The organism is Sorangium aterium, from assembly GCF_028368935.1.
GTDB lineage: Bacteria > Myxococcota_A > Polyangia > Polyangiales > Polyangiaceae > Sorangium > Sorangium atrum.
The window spans coordinates 1,912,891-1,929,635 of record NZ_JAQNDK010000002.1; the positions used below are offsets into that span (position 1 = coordinate 1,912,891).

Below are 16,745 nucleotides of genomic sequence, written 5' to 3' on the forward strand. Positions count from 1 at the left end.
GGTAGCCTCGTCTCGCGCGCGGCCTCCACAGGAACCTGGAGGAGCGCGCCGAGCGGGATGCGAGGAGGGACGGGGAGCAACGGAAGGGGGACGAGCGATGAGAAAATGCGCGCTCCTCACGAAGATCCGCGGTGCCCCTGGTCGCGGACCGGCCCTGCGTGGGTTATGAAATCGAGTGAGCGGGAGCAACATCCCCCTTCGATTATCGAATGCCCACCCTCTACGGAAACACCACCGGACTCAGCCCCCAGGCCACCAAGACCCTCGAGCGCATCTACCGCCGCAAGGTCCCGCTCGCCAGCATCGCCACCCCCGAGCTCATCAAGGCGCTCGCCGAGGCGTCGCATGAGACGGGGCGCCAGGTCGGCGCGCTGGTCCACCGCTCGGGCGAGATCGACTACGTCATCGTCGGCGACGCGACCCGGCTGATGCTGCCGGACATCGGGCGCCTCCGCGCCGCGCAGGGCCGCTTCAGGGCGCTCCGGCTCATCCACACGCACCTCTTCAACGAGCCGCTCACCCGGGACGATCTCGTGGATCTCGTCCGCCTCCGGCTCGACCTCGTCGCGGCCGTGCAGCTCACCCCGCAGGGCGAGCCGCGGACCCTCCAGTACGCGTACAACGTGCCGGTCCACGGGAAGGAAGCGGTCACGGTGACCGTGGACGAGGCCCAGGGGCGCGGCGACGGCCGCGGGGAGGCGGCGCTGCCGTATCGGACCGTGGGCCCCGTCGCGATCGGCCGCGCCGACGTCGATTTCGGCGCGCTCATCCAGGCGCTCGAGGACGAGTTCACGAAGCGGTCGCGCACGCGGTCGGTCGCGGCGAAGGACGGCCGCGCGATCCTCGTCCACGTCGCCGAGAAATCCAAGGCGGGCGCGCTCGCCCGGGCCGAGGAGAGCCTGCGCGAGCTGACCGAGCTCGCCGGCACCGCGGGCGTCGACGTCGCGGACACGGTCCTCCAGCTGCGCGATCGCCTCGACCCGCGGCTCGTGCTCGGCAAGGGCAAGCTGGACGAGGTCGTGCTGCGCGCCTCGGAGCTCGACGCGGAGACGCTGGTCTTCGACAGGGATCTGACCCCCTCCCAGGCCTCGGCGATCGCGAAGCACACGGATCTCAAGGTGCTCGACCGGACGCAGCTCATCCTCGACATCTTCGCCCAGCGGGCCGAGTCGTCGGACGGCAAGCTCCAGGTCGAGCTGGCCCAGCTGAAGTACACGCTCCCTCGCCTCGGGCAGAAGGACGACTCCCTGTCTCGCCTGACGGGCGGCATCGGCGGGCGCGGTCCCGGCGAGACGAAGCTGGAGATCGGGCGCCGCCGCGCGAAGGAGCGCGTCAGCTTCCTGGAGGCGCAGCTGAAGCGCCTCTCCCGCCAGCGGGAGCAGCGCCGCCGCCGCCGCGCCCGGCTCGGCGTGCCGGTGGTCTCGATCGTCGGTTACACGAACGCCGGCAAGAGCACGCTGCTGAACACGTTGACCGGCGCCGACGTGCTCGCCGAGAACAAGCTGTTCGCGACCCTCGACACCCGCTCGAGGCGGCTGCGCTTCCCCGAGGAGCGCGAGGTGGTGATCACCGACACCGTCGGCTTCATCCGGGAGCTGCCGAAGGATCTGTTCGCCGCCTTCCGGGCGACGTTCGAGGAGGCCGCCGACGCCGACCTCCTGCTCCACGTCGTGGACGCGAGCGATCCCGCGCGCGACCAGCACATCGAGACGACCGAGGCGCTGCTGACCGAGCTCGATCTCATCGGCATCCCCCGCATCGTGGTGTTCAACAAGGCGGACCTGATCGCCCCGGCGGAGGGGCGGCGGCTGCTGCTCGGGCACCCGGACGCGGTGGTCCTGTCCGCCACGGACCGGGAGACGACGCGGGAGCTGCTCGCGAAGCTCGCGGAGCGGCTCAAGAGCCGCTGGGAAGAGGCCGCAATGGTGCCCACCTACGAGGTGGAAGCCGCGGAGGGCGAGCTCGGGGACGGCGGGCTGTTCGAGGGGGAAGCCCAGTCGATGACGGTGCTGGGCCCGCCTTCGAGCTCCGGGGCAGGGGAGATCAGCTCGCGTGTGAGAGGGACGTTCGAGGCGTGAGCTCCGCCGGGCTCCCTGGGGAGCCCGGCGGGAGCCGGGGAGAGCTCAGGGCGTCGGGATGGCGTCACACGTGAAGAGCGTGGGGAGGCACTTGTCGCTCGCGCACTGCTCGTTGGTGGTGCAGTCCTCACCAGCGGCCAGCTTGCAAGCGCCCTTGCCGTCGCAGACGTTGGCCTCGCTGCAATCCGTCCCGTCCTCGCTGCCGAGCGGGACGTTCGAGCATGTGCCCTCCGACCCCTCGACGTTGCAGGCCATGCACGCCGAGTCGCAGGCGGCGTTGCAGCAGACGCCGTCGACGCAGAGCCCGCTGGCGCACTCGCTCGCTTCCGTGCACTCCACGCCGTTCGCGGGCTTGCACTCGCCCGCGGCGTCGCACGCCTGGCCCTCGTCGCAGCCCAGGCCGTCCGTGCCGGCCGCGGCCAGCGCGCAGGCGCCGTCTGCGCCGCACTCGTGGCACTTCGCGCAATGCGCGTCCTCCATGCACTCGGTGAAGCAGGCGTTGGCCTTCGGATCGCAGGCGAACTCCTCGCACCCTTTCTCCTCGCCGGGCGCGCACTCCACGCTCTCACCGTCGCAGGTGCCGCGGCTCGTCTCGACGCCCTCGGAGCACGTCGGCTCGCCGCACGCGGTCTCGGCCTTCGAGGGGCCGCACGTGCCGTCTTCGCCCGACGCCTTGAGCGCGGCGGTGCAGGCGTCGCAGTCCGCGTCGCAGGCGGTGTCGCAGCAGACCTCGTCGGCGCAGAAGCCGCTCGTGCAGTCGCCGGCCGCGGTGCACGCCTTGGCGTTGTCGCACTGAGGGCAGACGGAGCCGCCGCAGTCGACGTCGGTCTCTTCGTTGTTCTTCGTGCCGTCAGAACATCCGTCGTCGGGACCCACGTCCCCCGGGATGCGCGAGCGATCGACGGAGGCGATGAGCTCGCAACCCATCCCGAGGGTCGAGAGCGCGCCAGCGCAGAGCGCCACCGCGAGAAGGTGCTGTTTCTTCCACATAGTAGTCCCCTTAGAAGGTAAACCGCGCGGCGGCGCCGCCGCCTGTCGGGCTGACGAACGGAGTGACGAACGCCTTCTTCGTCACGCTCGACGCTGCGGCCTTCGCCTGGGCCGGGTCGTCGCTGAGGAGCAGGACCGCGCCGGTGACGCCGAACGTGAGCGCCACCGCGAAGGACATGTCCGCGATGAGCGCGAAGCGATCGACCTTGTCCGCTGTCTTGGTCGTCGGGGCGTCGTCGAAGTCGCTCTTCGCGCCGAGCGCCTGGATGCCGAAGATCGTCCCGACCACCACGCCGGCTCCGGCGAGCCCGAGGGTGACGTAGGCCGGCACCGGCGAGCGCGGCTCGATCGGCGCTGCCGGCGGCGGCGGCTGCGCGGGCGGCGCCTCGGCGGGCGGCGGGGCGGGGGGCTGCGCGGGCGCCGCAGCGACCGGCGCCGGCGCCTGCGGCGTCAGCGTGACGTTGACCTCGCGCGCCTCGGCGAAGGTGACATCGAGCTCCTGGCTCGCGTCGGCGAACCCTTCGGCGGAGACGGTGAGGGTGTGCTTGCCGGGCGGGACCGAGAGCTCCTTGCCGGTCTGGGCCACGCCGTCGACCGCGACCTTGAGGCCTGGCGGCGCCTCCGGGACGGTCGCGACCTTCACCTTCGCCGGCGTCTTCTTCAGGGCCTCGACGCGCGCCTGCCCCTCGGCGATCTTCTCCTTGAACTTCTCGGCGTCCGGCTTCGAATCGAGGAACGCCTGCCACGCCGCGACGGCCTCGGTGACGAGGCCCTGCTTGTCGAGCGAGAGGGCGAGCTTGTACTTCGGCGCGGCGCCGGGCACGTACTCGTCTGCCTGGCGATACAGGTCGGCCGCGACGGCGAACTCGCCCTTGTCGAACCTGGCCTCGGCCTCCTTGTAGAGCTTCTTGGCCTCGTCCTTCTTCTGCTTCTCGGTCAGCGCCTTCTTCGGCTTGGTGGTGGTCACCTTCGTCGCGGGCTCACCGGCCTTCGCAGGGGCCGCCGTCGCGGGCGTCCCGGCCTTCGCGGGAGCCGCGGCGGGCGTCCCGGCCGCGGGCGGCGTCGCGCCGGCCGCGGGAGGTGTCGCGCCGGCCGCGGCCGGCGTCGCAGCGGTGGTGGGCGCCTGCGCCGCGGACGTGGCTGCCTTCGCAGGAGCCGCCGCCGGGGCGGCCGGCTTACCCGCCGGGGGCGCTGCCGGCTTGGCATCCGTCTGCGCAGATGCCGGACTGACGCTCGTCAGCGTCAGGAGCCCAGAGACCATCGCCGCCGAGGTCAACATCGTCAGCCGGCCCGATCGTGAACGCATACCGTAAGCCCTCCTCCGCGGATAGTGTCGCGTGGGCGCCCACTTAAGCCTTGAAGGCCGCTCTACACAAGGGGTTTCGCGTTCATCCGGGGGCGCGCGCGCGTTGGCCTAGGTCCGCGCCGAGGCCCGCGCCCCCGCTGCTCCGGCGCGGCCTCCTCGGACATCAAGGCTCGTCGCCTCGCTCCAGCCATGCAGGGAACCGAAGCCTCGCCTCCAGCCCGAAGCCCAGGGTCGCCTGGCGCATGCGCGCGGCCCGCTCCGGGCCCCGAGGGAGGCTCTCGCGGAGCCGCCGCAGCGCCTCGATGTAGCGGGCGAACCGAGGATCCGAGAAGAGGGCGCCGAGGTCCTCCCGGATGCGCCGTATCGTTCCGGGGCTGACGCCATGGCTGCTGAAGCTCATCGTCAGTCCGGAGGCAGAGACCACCGAAGGATTGGCGAAGTTCGACACCTCCGGGCGATCCAGCGTGCAGACGAGGCGCCCGGCGCCCCCGAGCTCTCGGTGGAGGCGCCGCGAGAGCGCCTCGTCGCCCGGCACGAGGAACACGATCGCCGCACCGGCGAGGTCGTCCTCCACGAACGCCCGCCGGTGCAGATCGAGCTGCCCCTCCCGGCTGGCTCGCTCGATCGACCCGTCGACCTGCCCTGGCGCGACGACGGAGACTCGAGCGCCCGCCGAGAGGAGGCGCTCCACCGTGTACGGCGCCTCGCCGTCCGCGCCGATGACGAGGGCCCGCTGGCCGTTGAGGTCGAGCACGATGGGAAAGAGGCGCATGGGGGTGGAGCGGACACGAACGCGGGGCCGCGCGGCGATTGTAGACCGACGCGCCGCCCGGCGGGCGAGGGGCGTGACGGCGAGCGAGGCCGCCGCGCGTGGGGCTCAGCGGCCGGGAGGCCCCTGGGGAGGCGGAGGCGGGCTGGGCGGTGGCACCGGCGGCAGAAAGGGCTGCGTGCGGAAGGCGAGCCTCCGGTCGGCGTTGCCAATACGCGTCACGAACAGGCCGACGAAGGAGCCGAACAGCGAGTCGCCCGGCCCGATCGCCGTCGAGCCGGGCGGCCGGGTCACCCACCGCTTGATGCGATCGAGCATCTCGGCGCTCATGGGGTTCACCTCGACCAGCACGGCGACGAAATAGCGGCTGCCGTCGCGGATGAGCGACCGCTCCACGAGCGGCAGCCGCCGGGCCTCGGCGCAGTTGCGGAGCACGCCCTCGACGTTGATCGCGACCGTGCTCGACTGACCTCCGGCCTGGATCAGCTGGATCCGGAACACCTCATCCCAGAGGTCGTAGACGATCCGGCAGCTCTTCGCGGCGAGCGCGACAGGGTTGCCTCCGCTCTCGTGGAAGAGGTAGCCGCGCATCGTGATGACGGTGGGGAGCCCGCTGAGCAGCTTCTTCGAGATCTCGCTGTCGACGACGTCGCGGAAGCCCACGGTGAGCTGCACGATCGTCTTGTCGAGCGTCAAGCTCGCCACCCGGGTGGGCAGCGCGGCCGGCGCGCCGAGCGCCTGCTGCGCGTCCGCGTCGGCGATCTCCTTGGGCCCAGGCCCCTCCTGGGCCATCGACCAGCTCGCTCGGAGGGCGAGCGTCGCGAGCAGCGCGATCCCGAGCCAGCGCGCCGCGCCGCGGCCGAGCGCCACGAGCGCTCGCCGCGCGTCTCGGAGGTGCCAGGCGCGGCGGCCACCGCCCGAGCGCCGCGCGCCGTGCGTCGCGCGCCTCGGTCCGCGAGGTGCGTCGGAGCAGATCATTTCCGCTCACCGCGCCGCGCCGGGATCAGCCCGAGCAGGTTCGAGAACGCGAGCGTCACGCCGCCGACCGCCGTGTCGACCCGCAGACCGAGGTTGTACGTGATGTCCACGGGCACGCGGGCGAAGCCCTCGTATCCGGTCGGCGCATCGGTGAACTCGCGGCGCGTCGCGAGGCCGTACAGGCCCGCGGCGCCGAAGAGATCGACGCCGTAGATGGACCCGCGGCCGGCGTAGACCGGGATCCGGTACTCCGCCTCGAGCTTCGCGGCGAAGTCTCCGTACCGGACCTCGATGATGTCCGTGCTGAGGAAGTTCGGCGGTTGCCTCCGATCGGGCGCGAGGTCGAGCAGCCGATCCGGCAGGAGGTCGGTGAGATCGCCGACGTAGAATTTCTCGAAGAAAGGCGCGTCCCCGGCGATCGCGCCGGCGAACGCCTCGACGCGGAGCACGTGCCGCAGGGGCAGGCGGAACCAGCGCTGCGCGCCGAACTCGAACTTCTGGTAGCCGTAATCGCTGCCGAACGGCGGTACGCCCACCGTGACCGAGACCGAGGCGAGCGTGCCCTGCGTCGCGAGGAAGGGCGCGTCGCGCGTGTCGTGATCGATCGCGGCGTGCAGCGACGAGAGCACCGTCTTGCCGCCCAGGATGTCGAACTCGACGGGCTCGCGGCTGTTGCCGCGCATGTGCGAGGCGACCGTGGGCACGGTCGCGTCGATCTGCTCCAGGCGGTAATCGAGCGACAGCCGCGAGGAGGAGGAGACGTCGTGACCTGTGCCGAGCGTCGCGCCGAACCGCTTGTAGGCGACGACGGCGTAGCCCGTGACCTCGCGCTGCTCGAGCAACGGGGACTCGAAGACGACGGCCCGGTTGCCGAAGAAGTCACGGGCGTCGTTGTAGAGCAGCGTCACCGTGGCCGACCAGCGGGTCCCCACGAACGCGGGGTCGACGAAGCGGGTCCTCAGCGCGAGCTGGTCCGCCGCGAGCCCGACGCCGGCGCCGAGCGTGATCCCTGTCCCGGCGAGGTTGGTCTCGGCGACCTGCACGCCGGTGAACGCGGAGAGCGGCCTCGCGTTGCCCGCTGTGTCCTCGTCGGCCGCGATGCCGAGCCAGAGGTCCTGCACGACGAACGTGTTGCGCTCGACGACGTCGATCACGAGCGTCGCGCTCCCGCGCTCGACCCCCTTGCGGAGCGAGAACCCGACCGAGGCGAAGAACCCGGTCCCGAGGAGGCGGTAGCGCGTGAGCTCGATCTCCGGATCCTCGACGTCGAGCAGGTCCCCCGCGCGGAACCTCACGTAGCGGAGGATCACGCGCGCGGCGGTCCGCACGTTGCCTCGGATCTCGATGCCGTCGAGGGTGTACCGGACGCGATGTCTCTCCTGGAGCGCCGCGCCGGCCGACAGCGCTGCCGGGTGGAGGGGCGCGGCCGCGTGCGGCGCTCGCTCCTGCGCCGTGGGCCCTGCGCCGGCGGCGGCCTCCGCGCCCTGCCCGAGCGCGCGCCTCGGGCACGTCCCCAGGAGCAACACGCACCAGAGCGCGAGGTGGGCGCGGCCGAGCGCAGAGGGCAGGGGGACGGCCCGGGAGCGTGAAGAGCTCCGGAATCGAGGTGGATTCACAGGATTCCTGCAACGCCGCCCGAGCCTGCCGAGGCGTCGGCGACGCGCCCTTCAGCCACGCACCCTAGCACGATCGATCGCTTCGCCGGAGGAATCGGTCGCGTCGAGATCGACCGCCGCCGCGGCGTCCTCGGCGACGGCGTCGGTGGGGACAGGGCGCGACGGCGCCCTGCGGCGGATCTGCGCTGCGGCGCTCACGCGCTGTGGCCACCGCGCATCGCGGGGCGTCGGAGCGGGCTCGGTGTGCTCTGCCAGCACGAGCAGGTCCAGCCGGGCCGGCGTCGGCTCGATCAGGTGATCGGCCGCGGCGAGCAGCAGCGCCCGGACCTCGGTCCGGACGCTGGCCTCTCGCGCCCAGCGCGCGCCGACGCTCGCGGCGATGGCGCGGGCGAGGAGGAGCTCCGCGCGGCCGCGCACGTCCGCGGGGATCCAGTCGGCGATGAGCGGATCCGCGAGCATGGAGAGCGTCTTGCGCAGCGCGGTGACGCGGCGAGGACCGAACCGCTCGGGCGCGCGCGCCGCGTGGCGCGCGAGGCGCCATGCCCTGCGGAGCGCGCGCCTCGCCGCCCTGCCGACCACCGCGCCGCGCACGGTGAGGCGTTCGCGCGGCGCATCGATGGCGCGCAGCACCGCGGCCAGCGAAACCCCGCCCGCGATCACGAGCGCGACCGTCACCGCCGTGGCCTCGAGGCCGTGCAGCTCCCAGCCGCCGGTCGCCGCGATGAAGGCGCAGGCGGACGCCAGCAAGAGCCCGAGGGAGCCCAGCGCGCCCGCGGTGTGCGAGCGGCCGCGCGAGGAGCCGCCTTCGCCGTGGAGGGTCCGCGCATAGCCGTCCGGCGCGATGAGCCGTCCTCCGCTCGGGATGAGGCCCACCATGGCTCGCCGCGCCGCGCGCCCGAGGCCGACCTCCAGCGGGCCGAGCTCGACGCCGGGCGGCTCACGGAACGGGCTCACCCCTCCAGAATAGCCCATGCGCTGCCTTCGCGGAGGGCGCGGCCCGGCGCGCAGCTGCGGCGGCGCCAGAAGCGTGTTGCGGCGGCGAAATCTCGTCCGTCTACAACGGGCTATGCGCCTGCTCGCTGCGCGGCGCTGCAGCTATGCGGCTGCTCGCAGCGCCGCGCTGCGGAATACGAAGAGCGAGCCGCCGCCGCCACATCGAGGCAGCGGCTCTCGGCGCGTCACGGCTTTCCCGCGCTGTCCTTCGGTGCCCGCGACGCCTTCTCGACGAGGCCGCTCATGCCCATGCGTGACGCGAGCGCCGAGAGCACCGCGCGCAGCGGGACGCCGCGCGACGCGAGGCCGACCAGCAGGTGGTAGATGACGTCCGCCGCTTCGGACGCGACGCGCTCGTCGCTCTCTCCGGCGATCGCCTGGGCCAGCTCGCCGGCCTCCTCGCGGAGCTTTGCGCCGATGAGCGGCGCGCCTCCGTCGAGCAGCTTCCGGGTGTAGCTCTTCGTCGCCGACGACGCCTTGCGCGTCTCGATCTCGCGCTCGAGGGTCTCGAGCAGCGCGGACGCGTCCTGCCCCTCGTCGGCGGCCTCGGGCTCCCCGTCGCCGCGGGCATCGACCTGCCGGAAGAAGCAGCTCGCGCTCCCCGTGTGGCACGTCGGTCCGCGGGGCTCCGCGAGGATCAGGAGCGCATCCCCGTCGCAGTCGGCGTGGATGCTCGTCACCGCGAGCGTATTGCCGCTCGTCGCCCCCTTCTCCCAGAGCTCGCCCCGCGATCGGCTGAAGAAGGTGGCGCGCCCCGTCTCGAGCGTCCTGGCGAGCGACTCCCGCGTCATGTACGCGAGCATCCGGACCTGCCCGGTCAGCCGATCCTGCACGACGGCCGGCACGAGCTTGCCCTCTCCGAATGCGATCTTCACGGTCTATGCCTCTCCGGTGGTGTCGGGCGCCTCGGCGGCGCCGTGTTCGCGGGCCGTCGCCCGGCCCTCGTCCTTTGCGCTGCCGCGCCTGGCGCCGGCCTTCGACGGCGCGCTCGGCTTCTTTCTCGGCGTGTCGTCCTCGTCCTCGTCGTCCTGGTCCTCGTCGTCGTCTCCGTCTGCTTGCCTGTCGGCGGCCGCGGCGGGGCTCTCCGGGAGGCTGAGCGCCATCGCCTGCTCCGGGTGGTCCAGGGCGGCCTTGTGATAGACCGCGAACGCGATCGACGCGGCGATCCCGGTCGCCAGCGCGACGGCCTGGGAGGTCGAGTACTGGAGGGTCGCCGAGGCGGCGAACGTCTCGGGCCTGAGGGCCAGGTACAGGGCGATCGCGGGACCGAAGGACAGCACCTGCGTCACCTTGCGCACCACGTTGTCGCGGAGGAGGTGGGAGAACCCGATCGTGTACCCCACGGCGAAGATCACGAGGCCGGCGGGGAGCAACACGTGCTCCGGGAGCGTCGGCGGGATCGAGCCGCGCTCCGCGTCGTCGCGGAGGAGCTCGAGCAGGTAGCGGCAGACGCCGTAGGAGAACGTGAAGATGAGGAAGATCTCGCCACGGAACTTCTGCCGTCGGCGCGCGAGGAGCAGGAGCGCGAGCAGCCCTGCGCCGACGAGCGACTCGTAGATCTGCGTCGGGTGCACGGCGAGCGACGCCTCGGCGGTCGGATCCAGCCCGCGCTCCTTGACGTGCTGCACCCACGCCGGGGACCCGCTGCCGTGGTCCAGCGTGCCCTCGGCCCAGCGCGGGAACGTGCCGAGCTTCTTCAGCCAGGCGGGCGCCGTCTCGCCGAGCGGACGGCCGAAATCGCAGCCGAAGAGGTAACACCCGATGCGCGTGATCATCAGGCCCGAGGCGAGGCTCGGGACGGCGACGTCGGCCCAGGGGAGCAGCGGGATGCGATGGGAGCGCAGGAACAGGTACGAGCCCAGGAAGCCGCCCAGGAAGCCGCCGTACGCCACGAGCCCGCCGCGGCGGATGTCGAACATCGCGCCGAACGAGTCGAACTCGTCGAGGTTCGTGAGGATGTAGAGCACGCGCGACCCGACGACCGCGGCGAGGGCGGTGACGACGTAGCAGTTGGCCATCGTCTCCTTCGGCAGGCCGTCGCGCTCCGCGAGCCCGAGCGTCAGGTACCAGCCGACCACGAGCGAGAGCCCGAGCATGACACCGTAGCTGTAGATGGGCAGCGGACCCAGGGTGTAGGTCTGCTCCTTGACCTGGGAGGCGATCGCGGCGAGCGCGACGCCTGCGATGCCCGCGGTCGCCGCGCCTGGTTTGTTCTTCGCGATGAGCAGCCCGATCGCGCCCGCGAAAGCGATGCCCGCAGCGATCAGGAAGACCCAGAGCAGGGGCACGGTCCAGGCGGGCAGCGGGACGCGAAACAGGATGGGATGCATGGCGCCTCTCCTTACGCCTGGGCTTGGGGACCATCAAGCATCGTCTCTCGCGCATGACGCAGCGAGCCAAGGCGCTCGCTGACGCTGGTCCCACCGCGTCGGGCGATCTCGATGTGCCCGGGCCGTCAGCGAAGCGCGGCGCTCTCCCCATCCTGTCGACGGCGCCCGCGAAGCGACCCTCGAAGTCCGCGCGCGCCGCTGCTAGCATCGATTCCGTGCTCTCTGGCCGTGCCACCGTCGGGGTCTTCGCAGTGCCTGGACTGCTCGTGAGCGCGGCGTGTGTTCCTGAAGGGCCGGCCACGGGGGATGCGAGCGCGCGGCCGGCCGGGACGGTCGCACCGTCGGTCTCCTCGACCGCGGGTGCAGCTCAGGGAGCGCAGGGGACGGGCGTGTTCGAGGACGACTTCAACCGGTCGGCGCTCGGCCCCGACTGGAACGCCCTGAGCTCCAAGTGGGCGATCGACGAGGGGCAGCTCTGCGTGCGCGCCGCGAGGAACCGCGGCGTGTGGTTGAATCGGCCGCTGCCGCAGAACGCCCGGATCGAGTTCGAGGCCATCGCCGAGGCCCCGGACGGCGATCTCAAGGCCGAGCTCTGGGGAGACGGTCGGAGCGGGGCGACGGCGGCGAGCTACACGAACGCGACGAGCTACCTCGTGATCCTCGGAGGATGGAAGAACACCAAGCACGTGCTCGCGCGCCTCGACGAGCATGGCGCCGATCGGCTGGAGATCGACGTGGATCCAGACAGCGACGACGACCGAGCGCGCCCGGTCGCACCGGGGCAACCGTATCGCTTCCGGATAGAGCGTCGTGACGGCAGGACCCTCTCCTGGTCGGTGAACGACGTCGAGTATCTGGAGCTCAGCGACCCTGCTCCGCTCTCCGGTCCAGGGCACGAGCACATGGGCTTCAACGCATGGGATGCGCCGGTCTGCTTCGACAACCTGCGCATCACGCCCCTCTAGCCGCGATGGAATCGGGTGAGGTCGAGCGGGAGCTCGAGGAGCTGGAGACGCGCATCGAGCGGCTGCGCGCGCTCTACGAGCAGTATTTCATGGGGATCGAGCGGCTGGAGCCGCTCATCCCGCGCAAGGACGTCGAGCGTCGCATCTGGGTGATGCGGCGGGAGCAGATCAGGAACACCGGGCTCCGGTTCAAGTTCCAGATGCTCATCCAGCGCTACAACACGTTCCAGCAGTACTGGGGCCGCGTCTCGCGCGAGATCGAGAACGGCACGTACCGCCGCGACGTCATCCGCGCAGCGAAGCGGGTCGGCGCGAAGGAGGCGCTCACGGTCGTCGGCCGCAAGCGGGCGGAGCGCTACGCGGAGCTCGCCGAGCAGCAGGAGACGGCGCGCGAGCCGGTCCACCGCGCCGATGACGGCGGCGATCACGACGAGATCGACGTCGACGACGAGGCGGTCACGCTGGCGCCCCCTCCTTTGCCCGCCGCATTGCTGGCGGGGAAGCGATCGCTGGCCGCGCTGGCCGCCGAGGAGGTCGCGCCTCGCGCCGCGGTCGCGCCGCTGACCGCGCCGGAGGCGGCGAGCGCGGCGCCCGCCAGCTCGCCGGGGCGCCCCGCGCTCGCGCCGCCTGCCATGCCGCAGGCCGCCGCGGCCGTGAAGCCCGCTCCGCTGGGAGGGCTGCCCCGGGGGCTCGGTCTGACCAGGCCGCAGCAGAAGCCGGCGGAGATCAAGCCGGCAGAGGCGAAGCCGGTCGAGGCCTCGCCGGCGGGCGCGAAGACCTCGGCGCGCGCTGCCGTCGAGAAGGCCCAGCCCGCGGCGGGCGGGAACAGCCGCCAGCGGCTCGCCGAGCTCGCGGCGGAGATGCGCGCTCAGCGCACCAAGACCGGCGACGCGGCGAAGGCCGCGGCCGGGCCTCCGGACGTATTGGCAGACGTCGCGCCCGAGCCTCCGCCCGCTCCGAAGCGACCGCCGCCCCCGGTTCCCGTCAAGCCTTCTCCCGGCCCTCCGGCCGAAGCTCCAGCGGTCGCTGAGGCGAAGGGCGCGGGAGCGAGGCGGCAGGAGCGCGTGCACTCGGAGCGCCCGCCGTCGGCCCGGCGCCGTCGCTCCACCGCGCCGCCTGCCGCGGAGGCCGGCGCGGCGAGCGGCGCTCGGAGCCCGGCGCCGCGGACGCCGTCGCGCCCCCCGGAGGCCGCGCGCGCCGGCCTCGACACCGCGGTGCGCGCGCGACCCGGGCCGCCCCCGCAGCGATCTGCTGCGCGCGACGACGAGCTCCCGGAGCAGCGGCTGCGTCAGATCTACGCGAAGTACGTCGAGACGAAGCGCGCCGCGCGTGAGTCGACGGCCGGCGTCACCTACGAGCGCCTGGCCGAGAGCCTCCGCGCGCAGGCCGCGAAGCTGCGTGCGACGAACCCGGCCAAGTCCGTCGACTACGATGTCGTCGTCAAGGACGGCAAGACCCTGCTGAAGCCGATCCTCAAGTAGCCGGAGATCGGCTGGCGGCAGGGCGGACGCGACATCCCAAGGCAGGGATCGGCGCGCGAGCAGCGTTCGGGGCGGCGAGCGCCAAGAGCATGAGCTCTCCGAGCCAAGCTCGGTTAGAGCGGCGTGCAGTTTCGTGCGCTACGGGCTCATCCGCGTCGTTCGGCTCGCTGCGGCGTACTTTCGTACGCCTCACTCGCCTGCCTAGCGGCTGAGCCCGTATCTCACGACGCTGCGCCCCGCTCTAGCCGAGACGCTCCTGAGGGCGCTCGCCGCGTCAGACGGCTGGGCTGGGCGGATGAGGATGTTCCGGCGGATCAGTGATGTGCGACGCGGCGCCAAAGCTGCGGCAGCCGCTGGACCCGCGCAGGTACTCCGGTGTCGTCCTCGACGAAGAGGATCGCACACGCCGTGCGGTCGGCCTCGCGCATCCTCGCGCATAAGTCGGCCAGGTCATCGTCGGCGTCCACAACGTCGGCTTCGGCCGGCTGGGAACCGCCTTGAACGTATTTGACATTGTCAAGGGCGATCCATCGCCCAGCGAACTGTTCAGATCGACATATGTCGCGCCAGCTCATTCGAGGCGCGACCAAACGAATCTTACTGCCCATTTCCCGTGAGCGACCTTCTCCCCCATGTTCCAAAGTCAAGCGCCGACCAAGCAAAGCCAGGGCGCGGCGTGCACTGAACTTTCAGAACTGTCGGGGCAGGATCTAGCACCGCTCAAAATCGGGCGTCAAGGCAAGCCTGGAACAGCCCGGACCCTCTGGGCGTTGTGCTCGATCCGGCCCACGTCCTTCACCGACATTGCGCTGGCAGCTGGGACATCGCCTCGCCTGCCCCGATCCGCGCGGCGGCCAAGGCGTGGGACTTCGCCGCGCACCCCTTGGACGCGACCGCACGCTTGGCGCTACCGCTGATAGCGGCTCTCGCCTCGGCCTTCTTGGGGCCATCGCAGGCCGCGAAGCGCTTCACCGCGAGATCCGTGTTGCCGCCGTTCGCCAGGTTGATCGCGGCCCTGCACTCCTGCTCCGCCTTCTCGTTGCCAGGCGGCGGGGCCTTGGGTCCGGTGGTCGCGGCCGGGGTCGTCGGGGTCGACGTGTGCTTCGGGGTGTCCGGAGCCGTCTTGTCCGGGCCGTTGGGCTCGGGCGGCGTAGGCTCCGGGGTGGTGGTGGGCGTGCTCGTGGGCGTGCCCACGGGATCCGATGCCACGGTGACCGACGGCGCGCCCGTGGGCAGCGGGATCGCGGTCGACGTGCTCTCCTCGGTCGTGCTCCCGCCGCTCCCCCTCGTCATCATGACGACGCCCACGACGCCGAGCACCGCGACGGCCGCGACCGCGGCGAGGATCGGAGCTGCCTTGCTCTTCTGCGGAGCCGGCGGCGGCGCGGGGAACACCTGGCCGCTGCCCGTGGGCACGGCCGGGTGCGCCGGAACGACAGCCTGATCCATGACCGTCGCGGCCTGATGGGCCTGATGGGCCTGATGGTTGACGACGGTCCTCACCGGTCCCGATCCCGTGGGCGGCCCCGCGACGAACAGCGGCTCCCCGAGCTGCGTCTGACCCGAGCGCGACGGCATGAGCGCCGTCCCGCTGGTCGGCGCGTCGCTCCCGACGAGCGTGCGGGGCGCCGCCGCGAGCACCGAGAGGCGGGCGCCCGCGCCGATCGTGAGATCCTCGTAGAACTCCCGCGCCGACTGCTGCCGGTCCTCGCGCCTCTTGCTGAGGGCCCTCATGACGGCCGCCTTCATCTTCGGCGGGGCCGCGGCGCCCATCGGCACCGCCTCGAACGGGAACGGCTGCGCCGTCATGTGCTGCGTCGCCCACGCCCATGGCGTGTCGGCGTCGAACGGCAGGCGCCCGGTGAGCATCTCGTAGGTCAGCACGCCGAGCGAGTAGATGTCGCTCCGCGCGTCGAGCTCGGTCCCCGTGAACTGCTCGGGGCTCATGTACGGCGGGGTCCCGAGCACCGTCCCCTGCTGGGTCAGCTTCTGCTCGGCCTTTGCGCTGCGCTCGTCGCGCTTCGCGATGCCGAAGTCGAGGACCTTGACGTAGTCCTCCTCGCCGGCGCGCTTGGTCAAGAAGATGTTGGCGGGCTTCAGGTCGCGGTGGACGATCCCCTTCTCGTGGGCCTCCTGGAGCGACCCGCACGTCTGCGCGATGATGCGATCGACGCGCTCTGGAGAGAGCGCGCCGCCCCGCTCGAGCGCCGTCTCCAGCGACTGCCCGTTGAGGAGCTCCATCGCGATGTAGAGCTCCCCGGTGTTCGTCTGCCCGAAGTCGTAGACCTTGATGGTGTTCGGGTGCTCGAGCTCGCTGACCGTGCCGCACTCCCGCATGAAGCGCGCGACCACCTGCGGATCCTTCGCGTGCTGCGAGAGGAGCGTCTTGATGGCGACCTTCCGCACCGACGTCCCCATCGGCTGCTCGCCGTTGTAGACGCGGCCCATCCCGCCCTCGCCGAGCACGCCGATGATGCGGAACCGGCCGCCGACGATCGCGCCGATGAGCGGGTCTGCCTCCACCGGCGCGACAGGGAGGAGCGCGCCGCACGTGGCGCAGAAGCGCGCCCCATCGATGTTTGGCTGATGGCAAGCGGGACATTCCATGCGATCGAACCTCTACCCCCGAAGCATGACGGAACGCGATCGTCGCCTCGAGCCGCTCCGCGGCGCGCCCGAGCGAACGTGCGCCGGGCAGGATCGCAGCAGCCGCGAGCGGAGCGCAAGGGACCTCTCGCTGGCCCGAGGCGCCGCCAGCGCGCGTCCTCGTCCTCCTCGTCGTCCTGGTCTTCGCCCTCGTTGGCGTTCGTCTGCGTTCGCTTGCGTTCGCTTGCGTTCGCGCTCACGCAGCCGCTCGCCCGCGCCACGCCGTCGCTGCGCGTGGCGTTCGGCGCGGGGAACGCGGCCCGGGCGACCCCGCGCGGGCCGCGCCGCTGCCCTCCGCGCGCCGCGGGAGCGTGCTCCTCGACGTCCGCACTTGAAAACCGGGAGCGCTCGAGCGAGATCGGCGCCGCTGGAGGACGCCGGTGCTCTGGACCGCCCACCTCGACGGCGCGGCCAGCCCCGCGCTCTCGAAGCCGATTCCAGCGAAACGGACGAAAACGATGCACACCGCTTGACACGTCTCTTGCAGGGGGCTAAGAGCCTCCTCCCTTCGCGGGATTCGTCTACCTTCGGAGCGACGTGAGCGGCACCAACTGCTTCACCTCGCTGCGGTCCAGCCCGGTCGGGGCACTCCG

The 16,745-nt window shown here is 72.0% G+C and carries 13 protein-coding genes; 3 read left to right on the forward strand and 10 right to left on the reverse strand.

What is annotated here, in order from left to right; translation table 11 throughout:
- Positions 1–209 precede the first annotated feature (209 nt).
- The gene (hflX, locus tag POL72_RS22185) at positions 210–2,078 is read left to right on the forward strand and encodes a GTPase HflX (protein WP_272097506.1); all 1,869 of its coding nucleotides are present in this window, start codon (positions 210–212) and stop codon (positions 2,076–2,078) included.
- A 45-nt stretch (positions 2,079–2,123) separates the two neighbouring features.
- On the opposite strand, the gene POL72_RS22190 is transcribed toward hflX, so the two are convergent.
- From POL72_RS22190 to POL72_RS22225, 8 genes are all read right to left on the reverse strand, one after another.
- Positions 2,124–3,068, reverse strand: a complete 945-nt coding sequence (locus POL72_RS22190; protein ID WP_272097507.1) for a hypothetical protein — start codon at positions 3,066–3,068, stop codon at positions 2,124–2,126.
- Between the two features lie 10 nt (positions 3,069–3,078).
- Positions 3,079–4,374: a PEGA domain-containing protein gene (locus tag POL72_RS22195; RefSeq protein WP_272097508.1), complete on the reverse strand. Its 1,296-nt coding sequence runs from the start codon at positions 4,372–4,374 to the stop codon at positions 3,079–3,081.
- A gap of 163 nt (positions 4,375–4,537) precedes the next feature.
- On the reverse strand, positions 4,538–5,146 hold the full coding sequence (locus POL72_RS22200) for a precorrin-2 dehydrogenase/sirohydrochlorin ferrochelatase family protein (RefSeq protein ID WP_272097509.1): 609 nt from the start codon (positions 5,144–5,146) through the stop codon (positions 4,538–4,540).
- A 105-nt stretch (positions 5,147–5,251) separates the two neighbouring features.
- A complete protein-coding gene (locus POL72_RS22205; RefSeq protein WP_272097510.1) occupies positions 5,252–6,013 on the reverse strand; it encodes a hypothetical protein in 762 nt (253 codons plus the stop codon).
- A gap of 104 nt (positions 6,014–6,117) precedes the next feature.
- Entirely contained in the window at positions 6,118–7,737 is a 1,620-nt protein-coding gene (locus POL72_RS22210) for a BamA/TamA family outer membrane protein (RefSeq protein ID WP_272097511.1), read from the reverse strand.
- Between the two features lie 51 nt (positions 7,738–7,788).
- Complete coding sequence (locus POL72_RS22215; protein WP_272097512.1) at positions 7,789–8,709, reverse strand: hypothetical protein; 921 nt, start codon at positions 8,707–8,709, stop codon at positions 7,789–7,791.
- A gap of 206 nt (positions 8,710–8,915) precedes the next feature.
- Entirely contained in the window at positions 8,916–9,605 is a 690-nt protein-coding gene (gene hisIE / locus POL72_RS22220) for a bifunctional phosphoribosyl-AMP cyclohydrolase/phosphoribosyl-ATP diphosphatase HisIE (protein ID WP_272097513.1), read from the reverse strand.
- Between the two features lie 3 nt (positions 9,606–9,608).
- The gene (locus POL72_RS22225; RefSeq protein WP_272097514.1) at positions 9,609–11,060 is read right to left on the reverse strand and encodes a prolipoprotein diacylglyceryl transferase; all 1,452 of its coding nucleotides are present in this window, start codon (positions 11,058–11,060) and stop codon (positions 9,609–9,611) included.
- 53 nt (positions 11,061–11,113) lie between these two features.
- Between POL72_RS22225 and POL72_RS22230 the strand changes: the two genes are divergently transcribed.
- Together POL72_RS22230 and POL72_RS22235 are read left to right on the forward strand one after the other, a co-directional pair.
- On the forward strand, positions 11,114–12,025 hold the full coding sequence (locus POL72_RS22230; RefSeq protein ID WP_272097515.1) for a DUF6250 domain-containing protein: 912 nt from the start codon (positions 11,114–11,116) through the stop codon (positions 12,023–12,025).
- Positions 12,026–12,030: 5 nt separating this feature from the next.
- Positions 12,031–13,506, forward strand: coding sequence for an MXAN_5187 C-terminal domain-containing protein (locus tag POL72_RS22235; RefSeq protein ID WP_272097516.1), 1,476 nt, complete (start codon positions 12,031–12,033; stop codon positions 13,504–13,506).
- A 314-nt stretch (positions 13,507–13,820) separates the two neighbouring features.
- On the opposite strand, the gene POL72_RS22240 is transcribed toward POL72_RS22235, so the two are convergent.
- Entirely contained in the window at positions 13,821–14,114 is a 294-nt protein-coding gene (locus POL72_RS22240; protein WP_272097517.1) for a hypothetical protein, read from the reverse strand.
- Positions 14,115–14,301: 187 nt separating this feature from the next.
- Positions 14,302–16,113 (reverse strand): serine/threonine-protein kinase, encoded by a 1,812-nt coding sequence (locus POL72_RS22245; protein WP_272097518.1) that lies wholly within the window; start codon positions 16,111–16,113, stop codon positions 14,302–14,304.
- Positions 16,114–16,745 lie beyond the last annotated feature (632 nt).